Source organism: Kitasatospora sp. NPDC051984 (assembly GCF_044593455.1).
GTDB lineage: Bacteria > Actinomycetota > Actinomycetes > Streptomycetales > Streptomycetaceae > Kitasatospora.
Genome location: NZ_JBIUCB010000004.1, coordinates 202,778 through 223,296 on the forward strand (window position 1 = coordinate 202,778; position 20,519 = coordinate 223,296).

Consider the following 20,519-nt stretch of genomic DNA (forward strand, 5'->3'; position numbering starts at 1 on the left):
CGCGACCGGCTCCGCCGTGGGGCAGCGCCCCGGCCCCGCACCGCGAACTGCCGCCGCAGGCACGGCCGTCGGCGACCGGACGCCGAACGCCTCGGCCCGCCGCGCGCCCGCCGCGACCGGCTCCGCCGTGGGGCAGCGCCCCGGCCCCGCACCGCGAACTGCCGCCGCAGGCACGGCCGTCGGCGACCGGACGCCGAACGCCTCGGCCCACCGCACGCCCGCCACGGTCGACGACCGGACGCCGAACGCCGCGACCTGCCGCGCGTCCGCCACCCACCGGCCCACCGCCCCCACAACCGGCTCCGCCACTCCCCGGCCCCTCGGCCTCGCACCGCGAGCGGCCGCCGCAGGCACCGCCGTCGGCGACCGCCCAGGCCCGGCCCGGGCCGCCACTCGCCGCGCGCCCGCCACTGTCGCCGCCGTGTTCGCTCTGCTGGGCGCCCTCGGCGCCCTGCTCGGCCCGGGCGCCGGGTCCGCGCACGCGGCGGACTACCGGTACTGGTCGTTCTGGAAGGGCGGCGCGGACGGCTGGGCGTTCCAGCAGGTCGGGCCGACCGGGAACGTGCCCGCGGACGGCGCGGTGGACGGCTGGCGGTTCGTGCTCAGCCCGGACGGCGGTCAGGACGCGCCCCGGCCGTCGCCGCCCGCCGACTTCGCCGCGATCTGTGCGAACACCGCGCCCAGCGGCGGCCACAAGCGGGTCGCCGTGGTGCTCGACTTCGGCACCGCGAAGGACGCCCCGAACGGTGAACAGCCCGCCGAGGCACGTTCGGTGTGCGCCTCGGTGCCGAGCGCCGCGAACTCGGCGGAGGTGCTGGCCGCGGTGGCCGCGCCGCTGCGCTACGACTCCGCCGGGCTGCTGTGCGCGATCGCCGGCTACCCGCGCGCGGGCTGCGGCGAGCAGGTCGCGGCGGGCTCCGGCTCCGGTGCCGGTTCGGGCGGTTCGGCCTCGTCCGACAAGGGCGACGGCGGCCCGGCCGTGGGTGTGATCGCCGGGGTCGGCGCGGTGGTCCTGCTGGGCGCCGGCGCGGTCTGGCAGGCCCGTCGCCGCCGCACCCGCTGACCATGTCCGTCGACCGTCTGCGCCGCACCGCTCCGACCGCCCCCGGGTCCGCGAACCCGGGGGCGGTACACAGCCGTTCGCTGCCCCGGCAGCTGCACCCGGGCGCCTGGTGGCTGTGGGCGCTGGGCCTCGCGGCGGCGGCCAGCCGGACCACCAATCCGCTGCTCCTGCTGCTGATCCTGGCGGTGGCGGGCTTCGTCGTGGCGGCCCGGCGCGGCGACGCGCCGTGGGCCCGCTCGTACGCGGCGTTCCTGCGCCTCGGCCTGCTGGTGCTGGCCGCCCGGGTGGTGTTCGCGGTTCTGCTTGGCTCCCCCGTCGGCGGCACCCATGTCCTGTTCACGCTCCCCCAACTTCCGCTCCCCGCCTGGGCGCAGGGTGTCCGGCTGGGCGGTTCGGTGAGCCTGGAGGGCGTGCTGTTCGCGCTGTACGAGGGTCTGCGGCTGGCGGTGCTGCTGGCCTGTGTGGGCGCGGCGAACGCGCTGGCCTCCCCGTCGCGGCTGCTGCGTTCGCTGCCGGGCGCGCTGTACGAGGCGGGCGTGGCGGCCGTGGTGGCGATGACGTTCGCGCCGAACCTGGTGGCGGACGTCCGGCGGCTGCGGGCGGCGCGCCGGCTGCGCGGCCGGACCGACCGGGGCGTGCGGGCGGTGCTGTCGGTCGGACTGCCGGTGCTGGAGGGCGCGTTGGAGCGTTCGGTGGCGCTGGCGGCGGCGATGGACACCCGCGGCTTCGGCCGCACCGCCCGGGTGCCGCGCCAACTGGTGCGCACCGGTGGGGTGTTGACGCTTGCCGGGCTGCTCGGCGTGTGCAGCGCCACCTACGGGCTGCTCACCGCGGGCAGCCACGCCTGGGCGCTGCCCGTGCTGCTGGCCGGCGTCGCCGCGTCCGCCGCCGGGCTGGCCCTGGGCAGTCGGCGTTCCGTCAGAACCCGCTACCGGCCCGATCCGTGGGCGCTCCCGGAGTGGCTGACCGCTCTGTCGGGCGCGCTGGTCGCGACCGCCCTGATCTGGTACGCGGGCCGCTGGCCGGAGGCCCTGACGCCGTCGGTGGTCCCGCCGACCGCGCCGCGGCTGCCGCTGCTGCCCGCCGCGGCCGTGCTGATCGGCCTGCTGCCCGCCTTCGTCACCCCCGAGCCGCCCCGGAGCACCCGGTGATCACTTTCGAGCAGGTCGGCGTGCGGTATGCCGACGCCGCCGAACCCGCCCTTCGCGGCGTCGACCTGACCATTCCCGAGGGCGAACTGTGCCTGCTGGTCGGCCCGTCCGGCGCCGGCAAGTCCACCCTGCTGGGCACCGTCTCCGGGCTGGTGCCGCACTTCACCGGCGGCGTCCTGGAGGGCCGGGTCACCGTCGCCGGCCGCGACACCCGCACCCACCGGCCGCGCGACCTCGCCGACGTGGTCGGCACCGTCGGCCAGGACCCGGCCGGGCACTTCGTCACCGACACCGTCGAGGAGGAACTCGCTTACGGCATGGAGTCGTTGGGCCTTCCCCCGGCCGTGATGCGCCGCCGGGTCGAGGAGACGCTCGACCTGCTCGGCCTCGCCGACCTGCGCGGCCGCGCGCTCTCCGCGCTCTCCGGCGGCCAGCGCCAGCGGGTGGCGATCGGCTCGGTGCTGACCGTCCACCCCAAGGTGCTGGTCCTGGACGAGCCCACCTCGGCGCTCGACCCGGGCGCCGCCGAGGAGGTGCTGGCCGTCCTGCAGCGGCTGGTGCACGACCTCGGCACCACCGTCCTGCTCTCCGAACACCGCCTGGAACGCGTCGTCCAGTACGCCGACCAGGTCCTGCTGCTCCCCGGCCCCGGCGAGCCGCCCGCACTCGGCGACCCCGCCACCCTGATGGCCCGCTCCCCCGTCCGGCCCCCGGTGGTCGACCTCGGCCGGCTGGCCGGCTGGAGCCCGCTGCCGCTCACCGTCCGCGACGCCCGGCGGCGCGCGGCGACCCTGCGCGAACGCCTGCCCGCGCCCGCCGCTGCTCCTTCGGTGACTCCGTCGGCCCCCGCGATCGCCACGGTCTCCCGGCTGGTGGTCTCCCGCGGCCCCGTCCCCGCCCTCCGCGGCGTCGAACTCGCCCTGTTCCCGGGCCAGATCACCGCGCTGATGGGACGCAACGGCGCCGGCAAGTCCACCCTGCTGGGCAGCCTGGTCGGCCTGCACGCCCCCGATTCCGGCACCGTCCGGGTCAACGGCCGCACGCCGCACAAAACCCGCCCGAAGGACCTGATCCGCTCCGTCGGACTCGTCCCGCAGGACCCGCGCGACCTGCTGTACGCCGAGACCGTCGCGGCCGAGTGCGCCTCCGCCGACCAGGACGCCGGCGCCGAACCCGGCACCTGCCGGACCATTCTGGCCACCCTGCTCCCCGGCATCGACGACCACTGCCACCCCCGCGACCTCTCCGAGGGCCAGCGCCTCACCCTCGCCCTCGCCGTCGTGCTCGCCGCCCGCCCCCCGGTGCTCCTGCTCGACGAACCCACCCGCGGCCTCGACTACGCCGCCAAGGCCCGCCTCGTCGACATCCTGCGCACGCTCGCCACCGAGGGCCACACCGTCCTGCTCGCCACCCACGACGTCGAGCTCGCCGCCGAACTCGCCCACCGCACCGCGGTCCTCGCCGAGGGCGAGATCGTCGCCGACGGCCCCACCCCCGAAGTCGTCCTCGCCTCCCCGACCTTCGCCCCGCAGACCGCGAAGATCCTCCCCCCGTACCTCACCGTCCCCGAAGTCGCCGCCGCGCTCAGGGAGTTGCCGTGACCTCCCGGGAACTCGCCCGCCCCGTCCCGCTCGGGCGGCGCTCGATCGTCGCGCTCGCCCTGGTCTCCGCCGTCGGCGTCGCCGCGTTCGGCTGGCCGCTGCTCGCCGCCCGCGACTCCGACCTGGTCGGCCACTCCACCGACGCGCCGTGGCTGTTCGCCCTGCTGCTGCCGCTGCTGCTCGCCGTGCTGGTCGCCCAGCTCTCCGAGGGCCGCAACGCCACCGGCGCACCCGGCCTGGACGCCAAGGCCGTCGCCATGCTCGGCGTCCTCGCCGCCGCCGGCGCGGCCCTGCGCCCGCTCGGGGCCGGCACCGCCGGACTGGAGCCGATGTTCTTCCTGATGGTGCTCTCCGGACGCGCCCTCGGCCCCGGCTTCGGCTTCGTCCTCGGCGCGCTCTCCATGTTCGCCTCCGGCCTGCTCACCGGCGGCGTCGGACCCTGGCTGCCGTTCCAGATGCTCGCCATGGGCTGGGTCTGCCTCGGCGCCGGACTCCTCCCCGGCGCCGCCCGCCTGCGCGGCCGGCCCGAACTCCTGCTCCTCGCTCTCTACGGCGTCCTCTCCGCCATCGGCTACGGCGTGGTGATGAACCTCCAGGGCTGGCCCTACATCGGCGGCCTGGCCACCTCGATCTCCTTCGTCCCCGGCGACCCCCTCCCCGCCAACCTCACCCGCTTCGCCCTCTACTGCCTCACCACCTCCCTCGGCTGGGACCTCCCCCGCGCCGCCCTCACCGCCGTCCTCTGCCTCACCGTCGGCGGCCCCCTCCTGCGCACCCTCCGCCGCGCCACCCGCCGCGCGGCCTTTCACTGATTCGTGCAGGTCACGTCCTTGGCGGGCAGCCGGCCCGTGGTCAGGTAGCGGGTGAAGGCGCCGTCCGCGCAGGACGGGCCGGCCACCACCACGCCGTGGCCCTCGCCACCGGCGACCGTGACCATCCGGGAGCCGTGCAGGGCCCGCCGCATGCCCTGGGCCATGGCGAGCGTCGCCTGCGGGTCCCACTGGTTCTGCACGATCAGCGCGTCGACCTCGTTGTTGACCACGGTCGCCGGCTCGACGGCCGCCGACTTCCAGAACGCGCACGGCTGGACGTTCGCCCCGAAATCACCCGCCAGCGGGTACCTGGCCCGGTCGGCGATCGCGTCGCGGCGGTACTGCTCGGGGTCGCGCGGCCAACTCCGGGTGTCGCCGCAGAACACCGCCCAGGTGACGGCCGTCATGTTGTCGTCCACGACGACCGGCGGGACGCCCGGCACGGCCGGCCCGCCCGCGGCCGCGGCCTTCAGCGCGACGATCCACGGGGTGACGGCCTCGACCTGCACGAACGCGCGGTACCCCGAACGGATCGCGGCGCCGTCCAGCCCCTTCCCGTCGTCGGTCGGAACGGGCGTCCGGTCGGCACGCTCCACCAGCTCCCAGTACGTCTTCCGCACCTCCGCGGCCGAGGCCCCCAGCCCGTACGTGGCGTCACGCTCGGCGGCCCACTCCGTCCACCGGGTGAACGCGAGTTCGGCCGCCGCCGACCAGCCCCGGAACGAATCCCGCCAGGCGAGCTTCGGATCGAGCGCGCTGTCGAGCACGATCCGGTCCGACCGCTGCGGGAACATCTGCGTGTAGACGGCGCCCAGGTACGTCCCGTACGAGTACCCGAAGTAGGAGATCCGCCGCTCGCCCAGCACCGCCCGGACGATGTCCATGTCCCGCGCCGTGTTGCGGGTGGTGATGTGCGGCAGCACGTCCCCCGCCTTCGCCCAGCACTTGTCGGCCACCGACCGGGCCCGCTCCACATCCTTCCCGAACGTGGCCGCGCTGTACGGGTGTTGGATGTTCCGCTCGTCCTCCGTCAGATCGCAGCCGATCGGCGAACTCCGCCCGACCCCGCGCGGATCGAACCCGACCAGGTCGAACCGCGCCCGCACCTCCGCCGGCAGCATCGGCTCGAACTCCACCGGCATCGTCAGCCCCTGACTGCCCGGCCCCCCGGGGTTCATCAGCAGCACCCCGTGCCGCTCCTTCGCACTGGCCGCCTTGACCCGCGATATCGCGATCTCGATCGTCCGGCCCGCGGGCTTCCCGTAGTCCAGCGGCACCTTCACCTTCGCGCACTCGAACGACGGCAACCCGTCCACCTCGCAACGCTCCCAGCGGAGTTCCTGCTGCGCGTACCGCTGAAGCGGATCCCCCGCCGCGAACGCCGTCGCCGGAGTGAGCGCCGCCAGCACGGCCGTCAGCAGCAGAATCGTTCGCCCGTTTCGCAGAACCATGCCAGCCCTCTGTGCGGAATCAGTACCTCGAATTGCCTCCAGTCTCCGATCCGCCACCCCCGCCCCACGTACGGCCGCAGGATGGACTCGGCCTCCAACCTGCGGCGTACAACCCGGCACTGACGTCACGCCACACTCCCACCCGCGATCATCCGCTTGCCTCTCCCCCAGGGGCAGAGTGCACAGTGGCCCCGTGCAAGAGGAACTGATCACCATCGGGGAACTCGCGGCCAGAACCAGGCTCAGCCTCAAGGCCCTACGGCTCTACGGCGACCGCGGCCTCCTGCCACCCGCCGAGGTCGATCCGCGGACCGGCTTCCGCCGCTACGGCCTCGCCCAGGTCGAACGCGCCCGCCGCATCGCCCTGTTGCGCGCCACCGGCATGCCACTGGCCCTCATCGCGACCGTCCTCGACTCCCGCGGCCCGGAGCCCGCCGCACTGCTCGCCGCGTACTGGCGCGAACAGGAATCCGCCCACCTGGCCCGCCGGGACGCGGTGGGCTACGCCCGAGAAGTCCTCACCGGAAGGAACCCGACCATGGACGAGATCGCCGAACGCGAAGTCGCAGAGCAGAAAGTCCTGTTCACCCGGCGCCACGTCACCGCCGCAGACCTCCCCGACTTCCTCGCCTCATCGACCGAACTGCTCCTCACCCACCTCCGCGAGACCGGAGCATGCCTGTCCGGACCGATCTTCGCGGTCTACGACGGCCTGGTCAGCGAGGACTCCGACGGCCCCGTCGAACTCTGCGCCCCCACCCAGAACGCCGTCGAACCCACCCCGCAGATCGGCATCCGCATCGAACCCGCCCACCGCGAGGCCTACCTCACCCGCACCAAGAACCAGGCAGGCTTCGCAGCCATGGCCGCCGCCCACGACGCCCTCGGCACCTGGCTCACCGAACACGGCCACACCCGCAGCGCCGCCAACCGCGAGATCTACTACCCGAACTGGCCCACCGCCGCCCCGGACGACCACGTGGCGGACATCGCCATCCCGTTCACGTAGGCCGGCCTCCCCCGATGACCGGCCCCGCTTCCCTACCTACGCCTTCGGCCCGGCCGACTGCACCACCTCGAACGACCACACCGTGGACCCCGTCGCCGCCGGCTTCGGCCGGTCGCCGCCCCCGCCCTGGTGCGCAGCCTTCATCGGACCCTCCATCCACGCCTGGAACGACTCCTCGTCCCGCCACCGCGTGTACACCAGGTACTGGTCCGTCCCCTCCACCGGCCGCAGCAGCTCGAACCACTCGAACCCGTCCGCACCCTCCACGGCCCCGGCCCGCGACCCGAACCGCTGCTCCAACACCTCCCGCTGCTCAGCAGGAACAGTCAGCACATTGATCTTCACAACGCTGCCCACACGACACCCCTTGAGTTGCACGGTCAGCCGGAACGGCGACCTCACCTTGATCACGCGCGAGCAGCCCTCGTACGAACGACAGCGCAAGCAACGTGAGGACGACTCCAAGGCATCGCCCGAGACCCAGCGTACGAATACTGAGGCGCCTACGTACTCCCGGGGCCTGGTGGGCCGGTCACGGGCGGCTCTCGCGGTAGGTGGCCCACAACTCTCCGCTACCGTCGGACAGCCGGTCATGCCCGAAGCGCTCGGACTCACCCAGGACGCGAAGCACTTCAAGGTGCAAGTCACCATCCATGGGCACTACCCGGAACCTGAGCTCTACGCCGCCGGCCACCTGCGACACCCGCACCTGCTCGCCCGTCAGAGCTACGAACTGAGCAGCCGCGTCCCAGGCACGATCAAGAGCACCCGTCACCGCGCCAAGGCCGTACGCTCCGGCGGGGCCAGATCCTCAAGTGAGGTAACACCCTCCCGCCCGTCCCACAGGTGGCGGACGAACACCCCGCAGTCATGGACGGCCATCACCCGCACGTCTCCGCCCGAGCCCCGGTCGTGGGCCGATTGCCCTTCCCGGGGCTCCCACTGATCAGTGGTCACACGCTCCACTCCCCTGCGACGACGTACACCCCGTCGCTCGGCAGCGCCGGCCTCACCCCGTGGTCGGCAAGTACACGGGCCACGAATCGCTGGGATCGGCCGTCGATGAGTCGGCCCGTCAGCCTGGCGTACTCCGTCAGCACGTCGGCGAGCGCGCGAGCTGTGGCGGCGCTGCACCCCCCAAGGGAGACGTGAGCGCCGACGCTCAGGCCACGCCCACTCGTTACCGGCATCACGTTGGGCTCTGCCGGCAGTCCCGCGAGTCGCCACGCCGTCTCCACGGCGTCCGCTGCTTCCTCCGCCTCCGCGCGATAGGCACATCTCCGCGCCGTGTCGCTCTCCACCGCTGCCATCATTGCTCCAAGTCACGTAGTGCTCGACTTTCCGTGACCAGCGTCGGCATTGCTCGGTAACCTGGACAGAGTTGACGGCACAGCAACTGCGCTGCTGAAACAGGGATATGACGTATGGCCAGTCCGAAGGATCTCGACCCGTCCGCCTCCCCGAGCGCGTTCTACGGAGCGGAGGTTCGACGACTCCGCGAGGCAAAGGGGCTGTCCCAGAGCGGGCTGGGCGAACTGGTCTACTGCTCCGGTGCGTACATCGGCCAGATCGAAAGTGCGGTCAGAAGGCCGCAGGAAGATCTCTCGGAACGGCTCGATGCAGCCCTGGGCACCGGAGGCCACTTCGCGCGCCTCTTCCCCATGGTGACCCGCACACGGCATGCCGCCCACTTCACTCCGGTTGCCGAGCTTGAGTCGCAGGCCAAGACGATCTCCGAGTACGCCCCAACGCTGGTGCCAGGGCTGCTGCAGACAGCTGCCTATGCGCGCGCCGTTGTCCGAGCGGCCAAGCCGTTCGCGCCAGCCGTCGCAGTGGATGACGCAGTGGCGGCCAGGCTTGAGCGGGCCCGTGTCCTGGCCGATCCAACAGCACCTCTGTTGTGGGTGATCCTCCACGAATCAGTGATCCGGACGCCTGTCGGTGGTGGACATGTGATGGCCGAACAACTGCGCCACCTCTTGACGCTGGCCGGGGTGGGCAAACTCCTGGTTCAGGTGCTGCCGTTCAGCGCGGGAGCACACGCCATGGTGGCGGGCTCGGTCTTCCTCATGACGTTCACAGAGGCTCCGCCTGTGGCGTACGTCGAAGGCTTGCACTCAGGACAGTTGCTCGACGATCCGGCCGTGGTCGCTCGTTGCGAGAGGTCATACGATCTCGCCAGGGCCGTCGCGCTGTCGCCGGCGGCGTCCCTGGCCCTGATCGAGTCGGCGGTGGAGGAACATACACATGAGCAAAGCACCTGACCTCAGCGCCTCCAAGTGGCGCAAGTCGTCCTACAGCGATGGCGACGGCGGGAACTGCATCGAAGTGGACGATGCCAACCCGGGAATGGTCCGGGACTCCAAGGACCCTGACGGCCCCCGCCTGACATTCTCCGCTGAGGTGTGGCAAGCGTTCGTCGCCAAGGTCAAGGCCGGACAGTTCCCCACCCCCTGACAGCTGCACGGGCTCGACACAGCTCCGGACCGGGCAACCTCCGGAGCTGATTTCCTGTACGGGTGGCTTGACACGCCGAAACAACTGCGACGAGAACGCCCCGCCGGCAACAGGGAAACCAGCGAGGCGAACCGCAGACGCGCCGACCTACAGAACGCCCTCGCCCGGCTTGTCGAGCCAGCCGGCCGTGGTCACGGTGCCGGTCAGACGCTTCTCCCCGGCAGCCGCGAAAACGTCTCCACCGGCCGCCGACACACGATGCTCCTCGTGGCCGATCCACGCCTTCGCGGCGCCCGGGGCCCCGGCCTGGACGGCCTGGGACGGAACACCGTCGGACGACTTCACGCCCGCGTCGGCGAGCGCCGCACTGGCGCCGAGACTGAACAGCGCAGCTGCCGCCGCGACAACTACTGCACGCTTGATCACGATGGTTCTCCGGGACCTCGAAGGAGTCAGTGCTCCGAGCAGACCGGCCCAAGATGGACGTTTGATCGACGCCCGACCCGCGGCCGGGAAGGTCGTCCTTGATTGAGGTTCCCGGGTTCGTCACCCCCTGCGGATGCGCTCGATCAGCCGACGACCAGCTCCCACCTGACCTCCCCGTCCTCCCACTTGTCGGTGGGCACGAGTCCGGCCGCAATCGCGACGGCGGCCGACGCCGCGTGCTCGGGGTGGATGTGGGCCACGACCGTGCGCACCGGGAGCTCCCGGATCCGGGCGACGAGGCCCCGGGCCGCTTCGGCGGCAATGCCGCGCCGCTGCCAGGCCGTTCCCACCACCCAGGCGATCTCCGCCGCCGCGCCGCGCTCGTCGGTGGTGACCGTCGCCTGGACCGTCCCCACCAGACAATCCTCATCCCGGAGCCGGATCACCCAGTTGCACCAGGACTCCGCAGGGTCGGGCGAACCGGCCACCCACCGCTCGTAGCGCGCTCGCAGAGCCTCCGCGCTGTCCGGCGCACCACCGATGAACGCGTGCAGACCGGGATCGCCCAGCACGGCGGCCATCTCCTCGGCATGCTCGACCCGCAGCGGCAGCAGGTCCAGTCGGTCGGTGCGGATCTCTTCGGGCTCGAACTGGCTCACGCTGCCTCCGGGTTGGGATGTCCGACGAGTATCCGACTGACCGCCCGCCCCCGAACAATGGGGGCTCCAACAGCACGGCAACGTCATCGCCCTCCCCACGGACTCCGCACTCACCAGCCGCTGCACAGGTTCGGCCCGTTCCTGCTCGTCGAACGCCCAGTGCGGCAGGGCCTCGTTCCCGTAGTGGGTGGTGCAGCCCACGACCCCGGCCGTTTCGTGCTCCAGCGATCGACACGCCGGTGTGGCCCCGGCGCCTTGTCGCATGGCGCCGGGGCCTCCGTCAGGGGCGGGCCGGGTCAGGCCTGGTCGGACGGAACCTGCTTGATCTCGTTGACGACGGCGCGCTTCGTGACGGCGGCGGTGACGAGGACCGTGCCGGGCTTGAATTGGATCTGGTCCGGGCCCGGCTTGCCGACCTGGACGGTGCGCTCGCCGAGGAAGGCGAACGTCGACTTGTCGAAGATCCACTCGGAGCGCTGGCCGTTGGACTCCTTGGTCCGGGCCACCGCGACCCCGTGGCGACCGATGGCGTCGACCGCGTCGTCCACCACGACCACGCCGGGGATCTCGGCGGCGGCCTTGTAGAGCGCGGACATGACCGGGGCCGGGAGGTAGGTGTCGCGGAGGAGCGTGCCGATGGCGATGAACGCCTCCGCGTCCGGGCCACCCTGGCCTTCGTACGCGATCTCCTCGCGGATCTTCTTCAGCAGGGCGTCGGGGTCGGTGGGGAGGGAGGCCAGGTACTCGTAGGCCGGCCATTCGAGACGTCCGATTCGCAGCAGCTCCAGCTCGGCGTCCACGTGCTGCTGGGGCTCGGACAGCCAACCCCGGTGGTTGTCCGACGTCCACATCCGACGGGTGTGAAGGGGGGTGTCGAACGGGGTGGGCTTCCCGTCGACGTCCTTCACGTTGACGCCGGCGACCTGCGACTCGAGGTAGACGTACTGACCCGGACGCACCGTCGGGCTCGGGGCCTCCGCGGCGGCCAGCGAGATCCGGTTGAGCAGCTGGACGGCTCCCTTCTGGTCGCCGTTGCCGATGTCGCCGGTCAGGGCCGGGCCGGCGGCGGGCCGGTCCGCGTGGTCCTGCGGGATCAGGACCGCTCCGGCCGCCACGGCGCCCGCGAGGGCGAACCCCGCCGCGGGCAGCAGGATCGCGCGGCGCAGGAACGGGTTCCGTCGTACGGGGGCGAAAACGGCGTTGTTGAGGTCTTCGTGGATCTGGGCCATCAGTTGCTCCTTGTGGAACTGGTGGCGGCCCGCCGGCAGATTCCGCTCCGCGGTCGGCCGGAGGCCGTCGGTCTCCGGCCGGTCAGCCGGGTGCGGCTGGGAGGGGCTGGCGTTCATCGGTGTCCTTCCGGTACGGGCCGGACCGCGATTGCGCGGTCCCTCTCTGTCTGTCGGGTGCGGCGGGCGAGTTCCCGTCTTTCTGTCGCCAGTTCCGCGTGGGCGAGCTTGCGCAGTTTGGTGCGGGCGCGGGAGAGGCGGGAGCGGACGGTCCCGACGGGCACGCCGAGCGCCTCGGCGGCCTCGGCGTACTCCAGGCCTTCCCACAGGCACAGGATCAGCACCTCCCGCTCGGCCCGCCGCAACGCCCCGATCGCGGTGACGGTGGCGGCGATCCGCCGCCGGTCGTCCACCTGCCCGACCACTTCCTCGGCGTGGTCGGGCATCTCCACCACCGAGGGCCCGGTCGCGGCAAGCGCGGCGGCCGCAGCGCGGTAACGCCGGTTGCTGCGACAGTGGTTACGCGCGAGGTTCGTCGCGATGCCCAGCAGCCACGGCCGCAGCGACCCGCCCTCCTCGGCCACCCTGTCCCGTAACCGCCACGCCTCCATGAACGTCGCCGACATGACGTCCTCGGCGACCGACCAGTCCGCGGTCAGCCGGAACGCATGGTTGTAGACACTCCGGGCATACCGGTCGAACAGCTCCCCGAAGACGTCCGGGTCCCCGGCCCGCACCCGGGTTCGCATATCTGTGATCACTCCCATGGTCTGTCCGGCACCCGCCCACGGGTTCCCGTGACGCCCGTCTCGCCCGCCCCTCCGGACGAATATTCGCGAATCAGCGTCCTGGCCCGCCGGATGCCCGGGCATTCTGAGGCCGACCATCCACGGGAGAGGAGCAGACACATGACCCGTCGACTGCGCTACATCGGCAGCAACTCCAGAAGCGACGGCTGCCCGACACTGTACGAGGACGAGGAGACCGGGCAGGTGATCGTGCAGGGCGACCTCGTCACGGATCCTGCGGAGGTGGCCCAGCTGCGGAACATCAAGCCCGGCGAGGGATTTGTGACCGTACCCCGCGTCCTGCTCGCGGACTTCGCCCCACGTGCCGCCGAGCGCGAGCCGGTGATGATCAGCTACGACGAGTTCGAGTCGATGTTCCACACCTTCCAGCACACGGCCTTCCGGTTGGAGACCCGCCGCCAGTACCGGTCCGACGAGGAGACCGAGACCTACCGCCGGTTCGTGGCCGGCGAGGACCCCGGCTGGGACATGGACAACGACTGGGCCCGCAACCGCAGTGCGCAGTCCGCGCAGGGCAAGCGGTTCGAACGGGTTCGGATCATGGACAACCCGCCGACCCTCGGCCAGCGTTACCTGCTCGACAACGCCGAACAGATCGGCACGGTGGGCGAGGACGTCCGCTACCTGTGGCGGGAGGATGCCGACCGGCTGGGCCTTCCCCTGGAGGACGCCTGGGTCTTCGACTCCCGGGTGATCGCGCTGCTGCACTTCGACGCCGACGATCTACTGACCGGGATCGAGGTGATCACCGACCCGGTCCGGGTCAACCGCGCCTGCCAGGAGCGGGACGCCGCCTGGCACTTCGCCGTGCCGCACCGCGAGTTCCGGGCTGGGGTACCGTCCGGCGAGTGACCACCGATTTCCAACAGGCCCGTTACGCCCTCGGTCTGCGGCTTCGTGAGCTGCGGACCGAGGGCGGTCTCACAGGTCGCCAACTGGCCGAACAGCTCGGATGGACGCAGTCCAAGGTCAGCAAGCTGGAGACCGGCCGCCAGACGGCCACCCACGAGGACCTCCGGGCCTGGGCGGACGGCGTCGGGCAGCCCGAGGCAGCGGCCGAGCTGTCGGCCAGGCTTCGCGCCTTCGAGACGCAATCCCGTTCCTGGCGACGGCAGTTGGCCGCCGGTCATCGACCGGTTCAGGACCGGCTGACGGTCGAGTACGAGCGTTCGTCCACCACAAGAGCCTGGCAGAACGCGATGATCGTCGGCCTGCTCCAGACCCCCGACTACGCACGCCACATCTTCGAGGCCTACACCGCCCTCCACCGCTCCCCCCGCGACATCGACGAGGCAGTGCAAGCCCGAATCCGCCGCCAGGAGTTGCTGTACCGGCGCGGCAAGCGCTTCCACATCGTCATGTGGGAGGCCGCGCTCCGGGCACGAATCTGCCCGCCGGGCGTGATGGCCGCCCAACTCGACCGTCTCAGCGGCGTGATCGGCCTCGACAACGTCACTCTCGGCATCGTGCCGTTCGACGCCCCGGTCGAACTGCCGCCCGCCAACGGGTTCTGGATCCACGACGAACGCCTGGTCATCGCCGAGGACTGGCACGCCGAACTCTGGCTGGACGCCCCCGACAGCGTGGCCCTCTACCTGCGCGTGTGGGAGTCGCTGAACCGCGCGGCCGTCCACGGCGCGGACGCCCAGCGGGTGATCGCCCGGTGCCGGCAAGCGCTGAACAGCAACTGAGCCCAAACCTGCGCCAATCCGCGAATCCCTCCCTCCCGCAGGGGAATTCCCGAGAATCAGGCACCCTCCGCCACGCTCCTGCCACCTAGCGTGAGCATCGGGACGAGCACCCATCCCACCACGCGAGAACAGAGGAGGCACCATGCCCACGTTCGACGGAAAGCACGGCGGCGGCAGCGGCGACGGATCCGGCGGCGGCCAGCAGGACGACAGCAGCAGCGGCAACAAGCACGGCGGCGGTGGCAGCGACGAAGGCGGCAACACCTCCGACGGCCAGGGCCCGGCGGCGGGGCGCTGACGTGGTGACGGCACGTCAAGCAGCGGAGGCCGGTCGCGATCGGCTGGCCTCCGCGCTCATCGCCAACGGCTCGCTGCAGCCCGACTGGTTCGCGGCCTACCACGCCGTTCCCCGGCACCTGTTCGTGCCGGACACGGTGTGGCCGGGAATGGCGGACGGGGTGCGGCAGGGCGACGCGGTGGATCGGCAGGAGGATCCGGCCGCGTGGTGGCGGGCGGTGTACGCGGACGTGCCGTTGACCACGCAGTGGGACGACGGGGCGCACCTCGGCAACTCAAAAGGAACCGCGCCGAGTTCGTCCAGTTCGATGCCCACCATGGTGTTCTCGATGCTCGCGGCGCTGGACGTCGCCGACGGCCACCGTGTGCTGGAGATAGGCACCGGAACGGGCTGGAACGCCGCGCTGCTCTCGCACCGCCTCGGCTCGGCGAACGTCACCACCGTCGAGGTCGACGGGAGCACGGCCACCGACGCCCGACGCCGCCTCGCCCGCTCGGGGTACGCCCCCGTCACCGTGGTGGGCGACGGCGCGGCCGGGCATCCGCCGACTGCGCCGTTCGACCGGGTGATCGCCACCTGCTCGGTGCGGGACGTGCCCCGCGCCTGGATCGAACAGTGCCGCCCGGGCGCGGTGATCGTCGCACCCTGGGGGCCGGAGTACGGCGGCGAGGCAGTCGTGAAACTGACGACCCAACCGGACGGCAGCGCCCGCGGCAGCTTCGTCCACTCGTCGGCGTTCATGCGGCTGCGCGCCCAGCGCGTGGCCCGCCCGAACAGTCTCGCCTACCTGTCCGCGCCGTGGCCCGCCGACGGGATCCGGTCCGCCACCACCCTCTCGCCCGACGAACTCGGCGACTGGGCCGCGATGTTCGCGATCGGCGTCCGGGTGCCGGGGGTGTTTCCGCTGACGGAGCGGTACCCGGACGGGACATACACGCTCTGGTTGCACGACACGGCCGTCACCTCGTGGGCGACGGCCGATTGGGAGCCGGGACGGGCGGAGTTCGAGGTAGTGCAGTCCGGCCCGCGCCGGCTGTGGGACGAGGTGGAGGCCGGGTGGCGGTGGTGGGATGCCCGGGGCCGCCCGGGGGTCGAACGGTTCGCGCTGACCGTCGCCCCGGACGGCGCACACGCCGTCCGGCTGAATCGGTGACGAGAGGTCAGGAGTTGCGCCCCGACAGGGCCAGCGCCCAGGTCAGGCAGGCGAAGGCGGCGGTGGAGGTGATGGCGCGGACGACGTTCCAGCGGACCCAGACGTCTTCGAAGGCGGCGCGGACGGCGGCTGGGTCGGTGAGCTTGTCGGGGGCGCCGGCGGCGGCCAGCTTGTCGTTGAGGGGGACGTTGACGGCGCTGGTGATGACGAACATGGCGAGGTAGAGGACGGCGGCGGCGCCGATCCACAGCAGGACGGTACGGTTGCCGCCGCGCCACTGGAGGACGCCCGCAGCGACGATGAGCACCAGCGCGCCGAGGAAGCTGATCATGAACCAGCCGTTCAGGATGGCGACGTTGATGCGCTGCATGGTGTCGACGAAGGCCCGGTCCTCGACCTTGGCCAGGCCGGGCATCACCGAGCAGGCGTAGGAGTAGAACAGGCCCGCGCTGAGCCCTGCGGTGATGGTCGCGCCGATCAGCGTCACCGTGCGAAGAACTGCCATGCCGTGGGCCCCCGTTCGTGTGGTCATGCCCTCAAGTCAACCGGCGGGGAGACTCAAGATCCATGGCCCAGAAGCTCGTTGACATACGTGAGCGTCCACCCGGCCGCGCACCTGGCGTCTACGCTGACGGCCATGGACGCGCTCACCGCACTGCTGACCGGCCCCCGGGCCCAAGGGGCGTTCCTGCTGCGGTCGGTGTTCGACCCGCCGTGGGCGATCCGGATCGAGGACCGGGCGCCGCTGACGGTGCTGACCACGGTGCGCGGCGACGGCTGGATCGTCCCGGACGACGGCCCGCCGGTGCCGCTGCGGACCGGGGACCTGGCGATCGTCCGCGGGCCGGAGCCGTACACCGTCGCCGACCGGCCGGAGACCGCGCCGCAGGTGGTGATCCATCCGGGGCAGGTGTCGACCACCGTCGACGGCGAGCGGATGTGCGAGGAACTCGACCAGGGCGTCCGGACCTGGGGCACCGCCAGGGACGCGGCGACGGTACTGCTCAGCGGCACCTACCAGCTGCACGGCGAGGTCAGCGGACGGCTGCTGCGCGCACTGCCGCCGGTGCTGCGGCTGGCCGCCGAGGAGTGGAGCTCACCGCTGGTGGCCTTGCTGGAGGCGGAGATCGGACGGGACGAGCCGGGCCAGGAGGTGGTGCTGGACCGACTGCTCGACCTGCTGCTGATCTCCGCCCTGCGCTGCTGGTTCTCCCGCGACGCCACCCACGCCCCGGCCTGGTACCGGGCCCACACCGACGCGGTGGTGGGCCGCGCGCTGGTCCTGCTGCACACCGACCCGGCGCGCGCCTGGACGGTGCACGAGCTGGCCGCCGAGACGGGCATCTCGCGGGCCGCGCTGGCCAGGCGCTTCACGGACCTGGTGGGCGAGCCCCCGATGGCGTACCTCACCAACTGGCGGCTCGCCCAGGCCGCCGACCTGCTGGCCGAACCGGACGCCACCCTCACGTCGGTCGCCCGCCGGGTCGGCTACGGCAGCGGCTTCGCGCTCAGCGCCGCGTTCAAGCGGGTCCGCGGGCTCAGCCCGCAGCAGTTCCGCGAACAGGCGGGCGCCGCCGCCGGCTGACCGGCACCGGCGGCCCGTCGCCTCGGCCGGGGCGCACCCCGGCCCGGCCGTCCCTGTTGCCCCGTGGGATGGTCCTGCATAATCACTGCGTTCGTTTCCGACCCGAGGAGGACCGGCCGATGCCGGCAGACCGCTGCCCCAGCTGCGGCACCGTAGGGCCGGCAGGCAGCTGCGCGTGTCACGCCTTCTCTCCGGCCGAGCAGACCGCGGTCCTCCCGCCGCTGGACGGCCCGCACCTGGTGCGCCCGTACGTCGCCGACACCCCGGTGCTGATGGAGCCCGGCCACCCGGCCGCCGACCCGTTCGGTACCCAGGCCGGCCCGCCGCCGGTGCAGCCGATCACCACCCAGGCCGGCCCACCGCCCGTACAGCCGATCACCACCCAGGCCGGCCCACCGCCCGTGCAACCGATCACCACCCAGGCCGGCCCACCGCCCGTGCAGCCGATCACCACGCAGACGGTGCCGTTCGTCCCGCCGCAGCCGTCCGCTCCCGGAGCCGTCCCGCCACCGCCGCCCGGCCGGGCGCCGCACGTTCCGCAGGCCGCCAGCCCGTTCGCGCCGCCGGCAGCTCAGTCGGACGCCGCCGCTACGCAGCTGCTGCCGCCCGTCCACACACAGGGCTCGCCCGCCCCGTTCCAGCTCGGCCGGGTGGTCCCGCCGCCGCCCCAGCCCGAGCCGCCGACCGCGCTGATCCCGCCGATACCCACCGACCCGGGGACGGCGGCCACCGCGCTGATCCCCCCGATACCCGCCGGCCCCGACCCGGCCACCACGCTGCTCCCTCCGGTCCCGGACGGCCCGAAGCCTCCGCCGGCCGCCGACCTGGGCCTGTTCGGCTTCCACGAGGACGAGTCGGCCGCGCCGGTCAGCCGGACGGAACGCCGTTCGCAGCGGCGGCGCAGCGCCGACCGCAAGCGGCTGGTGATCGCGGGCGGCGCGGTGGGCGTGACGGCGCTGGCCGTGAGCATGGCGATGCTGCTGTCCTCCTCGCCGGACAGCGTCGACCACGCGCTGCCGGCGCCGACCGGCCCGGCGGTGGCCTCGTCCGCCCCGAGCGCCCCGAGCGAGTCGCCGAGTGGCGAGGCCTCCCCGGACGCGTCCGCGAGCCCGTCGCCGACCCGTACGTCCGCCCGGCCGACCCAAGCCGTCACCACCAAGCCGGCGGCCGCCCCGACGACCGCCCCGGCCGAGCCGACGTCCGCGCCCCCGACCACCCAGCCGCCCTCGCCCACCCCTAGCCGGACGCTGCGGCGGGACGACACCGGTCCGGACGTGGTGCAGCTCCAGCGCCTCCTGACCAAGGCCAGTTGCCTCCCCGCCGGCTGGCTCGACCAGGACCGGACCAAGACCGGCCAGCTGGGGTTCGGCCCCCTCACGCAGAACACGCTGACCTACTTCCAGAAGCAGAACCGCAACCAGCTGAAGGGCGTCACCCCGGGCGTCTACGACCCGCAGACCCAGGCCGTCCTGGAAGCCGCAGCGCAGAACCCGAGCTGCTGAAGCCGCGTACGGGGCAGGCCGTCAGCCGGTGATCGCCTTGAACAGGCTGAACCCGGCCAGTGCGATCATCGCCAGCGCGGCGATCCGCACGATGACCTTCATCGGCACGTGCCGCAGCAGCTTCTGCCCGCCGACGATGGCGATGCCGCCGACCGCGCACAGCGCCAGCCAGGAACCCAGGCCGACGGCCAGCGGATCGGCGTACTTGGCGGCCAGGTTGGCGGTCATGATCTGGGTGAGGTCGCCGAACTCGGCGACGGCGACGATCACGAAGCTGGTACCGGCGACCTTCCAGAACGAGTTGTTCGCGGGTTCCTTGGCCTCGCCCTCCTCGTCCTCGTCCTCCTTGTGCCAGAGCAGCATGCCCGCGCCGACCAGGAACAGGACCCCGGACACGCCTTCCACCCAGCGCTGCGGCAGCAGGGCCAGCAGGCTGCCGGCGACCAGGGCGAGCGCGACCTGCAGGGCGAACGCGGCGGCGATGCCCGCGAACACGTAGCTCGCCCGGTACTTGGTGCCGAGGACCAGGCTGGCCAGGGCGGTCTTGTCCGGCAGTTCGGAGAGGAAGATGATGCCGAACGTGAGCGCGGCGATGGTCAGGCTGTTCATCGGATGCGGGGGTCTTTCGGTCTCGTTGCCGCCGGCCCCGGGCACCCGTGGAAGGGGACGCCTCGGCCCGGCAGCACTGGTTCATGGTCACAGCGCTGCGGCCGAAGGTCTCGCCGACACCCCGTGAGGTGCCCCGGGCGCCGGGCTCGTCCGCGGGGGGACGGGCCGGTATGTCGACGGTCCGGTGGAGGGCTACTCCCCTTCAACAACCCGGCGAGTTTACCGGCTGCCGCCCGGGCCGCCGACCAGTCCCCGGCCGACCAGTTCCAGCACGGCGGTGACCGCGACCGCCTCCACCGCCAACAGCGCGACCAGCACGAACAGTTGCACCGCACCGGCCTGGACGGGCGTCGCGCCGCCGAGCAGCATGCCGACGAACGCGCCGGGCAGGGTGACCAGTCCGACGGTGCGGGTCTGGTCGAGGGCGGGCACCAGCGAGGTCGCGGCGGCGGTCCGGCAGATCTCCAGCCGGGCATCGCGCTCCTCGAAGCCGAGGGCCAGCGCGGCCTCCACCTCGCCGTGCCGGAGCCGCAGTTCGTCCAGCGCCCGCCGCCCGGCCAGCGACGTCGCGGTGAGCGCCCCGCCGATCAGGATGCCCGCCACCGGGATCACGCTCAGGCCCTTCGGCGGCAGCAGCCCGGTGACGGCCAGCAGGAGCAGCACCGGCAGCACCCCGGCGGCGATCGGCACCGCCGCCCACGCCCACTCCCACCGCCCGCCGCGCCCGTCCCGGCCCTCGCCCATCCGTCGGCCCGCGGTGCGCACGGCGACGGTGAACATCAGCAGCACGAACAGCGCGGACGCCCACAGCGAGCGCACCACCCAGGCGATCACCAGCGCGACGGCCGCCAGCTGCACGGCCGCCCGCACCCCGGCGCGCAGCACCGCCCGCCCGTGCCCGAGCCCGCCCCGTCCGGCGACCAGCGCGGCCACCGCGAGCAGCACCGCGCACGCCACACCGAGCGGCCAGGTGACCGGCAGCAACTGCGAACCCCCGCCTGCGGAAAGCAACTTCAC

Annotated in this window: 23 protein-coding genes; 13 read left to right on the forward strand and 10 right to left on the reverse strand. The window is 72.6% G+C overall.

The window, feature by feature from the left end; genetic code table 11:
- The 4 genes from ACIHEI_RS10135 to ACIHEI_RS10150 all read left to right on the forward strand — a co-directional run.
- A partial coding sequence (locus tag ACIHEI_RS10135; protein ID WP_396606295.1) for an SCO2322 family protein occupies positions 1-1,063 on the forward strand: 1,063 nt, incomplete at its 5' end.
- A 2-nt stretch (positions 1,064-1,065) separates the two neighbouring features.
- Positions 1,066-2,214, forward strand: a complete 1,149-nt coding sequence (locus ACIHEI_RS10140; RefSeq protein ID WP_396606296.1) for a CbiQ family ECF transporter T component — start codon at positions 1,066-1,068, stop codon at positions 2,212-2,214.
- Positions 2,211-3,815, forward strand: a complete 1,605-nt coding sequence (locus ACIHEI_RS10145; RefSeq protein WP_396606297.1) for an ABC transporter ATP-binding protein — start codon at positions 2,211-2,213, stop codon at positions 3,813-3,815. The genes ACIHEI_RS10140 and ACIHEI_RS10145 overlap by 4 nt, the downstream gene beginning before the upstream one ends.
- Complete coding sequence (locus tag ACIHEI_RS10150) at positions 3,812-4,627, forward strand: ECF transporter S component (RefSeq protein WP_387861361.1); 816 nt, start codon at positions 3,812-3,814, stop codon at positions 4,625-4,627. Before ACIHEI_RS10145 ends, ACIHEI_RS10150 begins: the two co-directional genes overlap by 4 nt.
- Here ACIHEI_RS10150 and ACIHEI_RS10155 read toward each other — a convergent pair.
- Entirely contained in the window at positions 4,621-6,078 is a 1,458-nt protein-coding gene (locus ACIHEI_RS10155) for an alpha/beta hydrolase (protein WP_396606298.1), read from the reverse strand. The two genes, ACIHEI_RS10150 and ACIHEI_RS10155, sit on opposite strands and share 7 nt — an antisense overlap.
- 193 nt (positions 6,079-6,271) lie before the next feature.
- Between ACIHEI_RS10155 and ACIHEI_RS10160 the strand changes: the two genes are divergently transcribed.
- Positions 6,272-7,087 carry a MerR family transcriptional regulator gene (locus ACIHEI_RS10160; protein ID WP_396606299.1) on the forward strand — a complete coding sequence of 272 codons (816 nt, stop codon included), beginning with the start codon at positions 6,272-6,274 and terminating at the stop codon, positions 7,085-7,087.
- A 36-nt stretch (positions 7,088-7,123) separates the two neighbouring features.
- On the opposite strand, the gene ACIHEI_RS10165 is transcribed toward ACIHEI_RS10160, so the two are convergent.
- Together ACIHEI_RS10165 and ACIHEI_RS10170 are read right to left on the reverse strand one after the other, a co-directional pair.
- Entirely contained in the window at positions 7,124-7,444 is a 321-nt protein-coding gene (locus ACIHEI_RS10165; protein ID WP_396606300.1) for an antibiotic biosynthesis monooxygenase family protein, read from the reverse strand.
- Between the two features lie 596 nt (positions 7,445-8,040).
- Positions 8,041-8,388 carry a hypothetical protein gene (locus ACIHEI_RS10170; protein WP_396606301.1) on the reverse strand — a complete coding sequence of 116 codons (348 nt, stop codon included), beginning with the start codon at positions 8,386-8,388 and terminating at the stop codon, positions 8,041-8,043.
- 123 nt (positions 8,389-8,511) lie between these two features.
- Between ACIHEI_RS10170 and ACIHEI_RS10175 the strand changes: the two genes are divergently transcribed.
- The gene (locus ACIHEI_RS10175; RefSeq protein WP_396606302.1) at positions 8,512-9,351 is read left to right on the forward strand and encodes a Scr1 family TA system antitoxin-like transcriptional regulator; all 840 of its coding nucleotides are present in this window, start codon (positions 8,512-8,514) and stop codon (positions 9,349-9,351) included.
- Entirely contained in the window at positions 9,335-9,544 is a 210-nt protein-coding gene (locus ACIHEI_RS10180; protein WP_396606303.1) for a DUF397 domain-containing protein, read from the forward strand. Before ACIHEI_RS10175 ends, ACIHEI_RS10180 begins: the two co-directional genes overlap by 17 nt.
- Before the next feature lie 147 nt (positions 9,545-9,691).
- Here the strand turns inward: ACIHEI_RS10180 and ACIHEI_RS10185 are convergent, their stop codons facing one another.
- From ACIHEI_RS10185 to ACIHEI_RS10200, 4 genes are all read right to left on the reverse strand, one after another.
- Entirely contained in the window at positions 9,692-9,970 is a 279-nt protein-coding gene (locus ACIHEI_RS10185; protein WP_396606304.1) for a hypothetical protein, read from the reverse strand.
- Positions 9,971-10,113: 143 nt separating this feature from the next.
- Complete coding sequence (locus ACIHEI_RS10190; protein ID WP_396606305.1) at positions 10,114-10,629, reverse strand: GNAT family N-acetyltransferase; 516 nt, start codon at positions 10,627-10,629, stop codon at positions 10,114-10,116.
- 296 nt (positions 10,630-10,925) lie between these two features.
- Complete coding sequence (locus ACIHEI_RS10195; RefSeq protein WP_396606306.1) at positions 10,926-11,975, reverse strand: CU044_5270 family protein; 1,050 nt, start codon at positions 11,973-11,975, stop codon at positions 10,926-10,928.
- Positions 11,972-12,604 carry an RNA polymerase sigma factor gene (locus ACIHEI_RS10200; RefSeq protein ID WP_392947627.1) on the reverse strand — a complete coding sequence of 211 codons (633 nt, stop codon included), beginning with the start codon at positions 12,602-12,604 and terminating at the stop codon, positions 11,972-11,974. The genes ACIHEI_RS10195 and ACIHEI_RS10200 overlap by 4 nt, the downstream gene beginning before the upstream one ends.
- Before the next feature lie 159 nt (positions 12,605-12,763).
- Between ACIHEI_RS10200 and ACIHEI_RS10205 the strand changes: the two genes are divergently transcribed.
- From ACIHEI_RS10205 to ACIHEI_RS10220, 4 genes are all read left to right on the forward strand, one after another.
- Positions 12,764-13,516, forward strand: a complete 753-nt coding sequence (locus ACIHEI_RS10205; RefSeq protein ID WP_396606307.1) for a DUF6879 family protein — start codon at positions 12,764-12,766, stop codon at positions 13,514-13,516.
- Positions 13,513-14,355, forward strand: a complete 843-nt coding sequence (locus ACIHEI_RS10210) for a helix-turn-helix domain-containing protein (RefSeq protein ID WP_396606308.1) — start codon at positions 13,513-13,515, stop codon at positions 14,353-14,355. The genes ACIHEI_RS10205 and ACIHEI_RS10210 overlap by 4 nt, the downstream gene beginning before the upstream one ends.
- 142 nt (positions 14,356-14,497) lie before the next feature.
- Positions 14,498-14,653 (forward strand): hypothetical protein, encoded by a 156-nt coding sequence (locus ACIHEI_RS10215; protein WP_392947620.1) that lies wholly within the window; start codon positions 14,498-14,500, stop codon positions 14,651-14,653.
- A gap of 4 nt (positions 14,654-14,657) precedes the next feature.
- Positions 14,658-15,806, forward strand: a complete 1,149-nt coding sequence (locus tag ACIHEI_RS10220) for a methyltransferase domain-containing protein (protein WP_396606309.1) — start codon at positions 14,658-14,660, stop codon at positions 15,804-15,806.
- Positions 15,807-15,813: 7 nt separating this feature from the next.
- Here ACIHEI_RS10220 and ACIHEI_RS10225 read toward each other — a convergent pair whose 3' ends face one another.
- Positions 15,814-16,338 carry a DUF1772 domain-containing protein gene (locus tag ACIHEI_RS10225; RefSeq protein ID WP_396606310.1) on the reverse strand — a complete coding sequence of 175 codons (525 nt, stop codon included), beginning with the start codon at positions 16,336-16,338 and terminating at the stop codon, positions 15,814-15,816.
- Between the two features lie 105 nt (positions 16,339-16,443).
- On the opposite strand from ACIHEI_RS10225, the gene ACIHEI_RS10230 reads away from it, so the two are divergent.
- Together ACIHEI_RS10230 and ACIHEI_RS10235 are read left to right on the forward strand one after the other, a co-directional pair.
- Positions 16,444-17,391, forward strand: coding sequence for an AraC family transcriptional regulator (locus ACIHEI_RS10230; RefSeq protein ID WP_396606311.1), 948 nt, complete (start codon positions 16,444-16,446; stop codon positions 17,389-17,391).
- 119 nt (positions 17,392-17,510) lie between these two features.
- Positions 17,511-18,893 carry a hypothetical protein gene (locus ACIHEI_RS10235; protein ID WP_396606312.1) on the forward strand — a complete coding sequence of 461 codons (1,383 nt, stop codon included), beginning with the start codon at positions 17,511-17,513 and terminating at the stop codon, positions 18,891-18,893.
- 21 nt (positions 18,894-18,914) lie between these two features.
- Here ACIHEI_RS10235 and ACIHEI_RS10240 read toward each other — a convergent pair whose 3' ends face one another.
- The gene (locus tag ACIHEI_RS10240) at positions 18,915-19,502 is read right to left on the reverse strand and encodes a TMEM165/GDT1 family protein (RefSeq protein WP_387643300.1); all 588 of its coding nucleotides are present in this window, start codon (positions 19,500-19,502) and stop codon (positions 18,915-18,917) included.
- Positions 19,503-19,721: 219 nt separating this feature from the next.
- Complete coding sequence (locus ACIHEI_RS10245; RefSeq protein ID WP_396606313.1) at positions 19,722-20,519, reverse strand: ABC transporter permease; 798 nt, start codon at positions 20,517-20,519, stop codon at positions 19,722-19,724.